This is a genomic window from Paenibacillus sp. y28 (assembly GCF_037137075.1).
Lineage (GTDB): Bacteria > Bacillota > Bacilli > Paenibacillales > NBRC-103111 > JBBBNV01.
In genome coordinates this window covers 1-1,520 of the sequence record NZ_JBBBNV010000092.1, presented here as the reverse complement: position 1 = coordinate 1,520, position 1,520 = coordinate 1, and the positions used below count along the sequence as shown (strand labels likewise).

General features: G+C 56.4%; 3 protein-coding genes. All 3 read right to left on the bottom strand.

All coding sequences use genetic code 11. The features are described 5' to 3' along the window. The coding region (locus WBG83_RS22380) for an IS66 family transposase (RefSeq protein ID WP_336747604.1) at positions 1 to 796 on the bottom strand (796 nt) is incomplete at its 3' end. A 47-nt stretch (positions 797 to 843) separates the two neighbouring features. Continuing rightward, complete coding sequence (tnpB, locus tag WBG83_RS22375; protein WP_336747603.1) at positions 844 to 1,197, bottom strand: IS66 family insertion sequence element accessory protein TnpB; 354 nt, start codon at positions 1,195 to 1,197, stop codon at positions 844 to 846. After that, complete coding sequence (gene tnpA, locus WBG83_RS22370; RefSeq protein ID WP_442955872.1) at positions 1,191 to 1,511, bottom strand: IS66 family insertion sequence element accessory protein TnpA; 321 nt, start codon at positions 1,509 to 1,511, stop codon at positions 1,191 to 1,193. Before tnpA ends, tnpB begins: the two co-directional genes overlap by 7 nt. Positions 1,512 to 1,520 lie beyond the last annotated feature (9 nt).

The window sequence follows — 1,520 nt, the reverse complement described above, 5'->3', positions numbered from 1 at the left end:
CCCGCAGTACCTGTAGCGTCGTCTCGTCCGCATGCAGTGCTTCTTGCTTCAGCAAATATCTCTTCATTTCCGACACAACCGGCATCAGCCACTGCTCCGCGCCGTAGATCATCCAGTTTGCCATGGTTTGGCGCGACAACGTATAGCCCAGACGGGCAAACTGCTGCTCCTGCCGATGCAGGGGCAGACTGTCCACGTACTTCTGGCACATCACATGTGCCATCGCCGAAGGAGAAGCCAGACTGCCCGGATACACGGGCTTCGGCATCGGAGCGGTCACGATCGGCGTCTTGATCTCATGGCGTTCGCAATGGCGGCAGGCGTACACCTGCCGCACATGACGAACGACCTTTACTTGCGGAGGCACGATGGCGATTTCGCTGCGTGTCTCGGTACTCATCTCGTGCAGCGAACCGCCACAGCAGGCGCAGCTTTGCTCGCCTTCCGCAAGTTGGTACGTCACCGTTTCGACCGGCAGCCTGGACAGAGCCTCTTCGCGCTTGCCGGTCGTTTTCCGGCGCGCATAGGTGACCTTTTCCATTTCAGGCTCTTGTCCTGCAGGCGTGGCCAGTATTTCCGCTTCATTAAACAGGTTCAGTTCCACCTGATCCGGGTCTGTTTTTTCGCTGGAAGCGCCGAAGCGCTTCTGCTGTGCCAGACGAAACTGTTCCTCGTACCATTTGAGTTTGGCCGACAGCTCAGCCAGTTCGCGAGCTTGTTTCGTATTTTCTTGCTCCAGCTCGGCGTTATGCTGCCGGAGTTGTTCCAGGGTAAGGGATTCCGATTCGTTTTTCATCTTAGGAAGATTCGACAAACATAGCCCCATGTCCTGCTGGATGAAGATTAAATCGCCACTTCTGGCGAGATGCGGGGGTGAGCCTGTCGCTGGGCAAGCGACAAGCCATCGAGCAGCCAGCGCAGCTCACGCGGGGTTAGACACAGCGGCGTAATGCCGCCGTCGGGCCATTGAAACGAACCGCGTTCCAGTCTGCGGTAATACAGCCAGAAGCCGTTTGTGTCCCAATGAAGGATTTTGAGCTTGTCCCGTCTGTAATTGCAGAACACGAACAGCGCCGAGGAAAACGGATCGAGCGCAAATTGTTCCTGCACGATCGCCGCCAGTCCATCGATCGATTTGCGCATGTCCGTTGCGCCGCAGGCCAGATACACGGGGAAGGTGGAGGTGAAGCTTAACATAATGACGTCAGGGCCGCAACCACGTCGCGAAGCAGTTTTGGTTCAAACCCGGGCTGAATCTCGATCCGGGCAACGCCGACCTGTACGTGAAGGTATTCGGTCATTCTGGGGGGACTGGCAACAGCAACAGGACGGAAGGTTGGGGTGGAAACGGCCCGTGTTTGTCTTTGCGCTTTGTACAGCCAGTATTTTAATTGGTGAACGGTCAGGTTTTGCTCCGCGCACCAGGCTTTCATTGTTTGGCCGCTGGCCTGGTAGGCCGCGATCCGCTCGCTCCATATGGCTTGCAGATTCATTTCCAATTTAGAATCCATCCTCTCGTT

What these genes read in the sequence shown, in the direction of transcription:
- tnpB (WP_336747603.1), bottom strand. Translation starts at nt 1,197, where the DNA reads ATGTTAAGCTTCACCTCCACCTTCCCCGTGTATCTGGCCTGCGGCGCA.
- tnpA (WP_442955872.1), bottom strand. Translation starts at nt 1,511, where the DNA reads ATGGATTCTAAATTGGAAATGAATCTGCAAGCCATATGGAGCGAGCGG.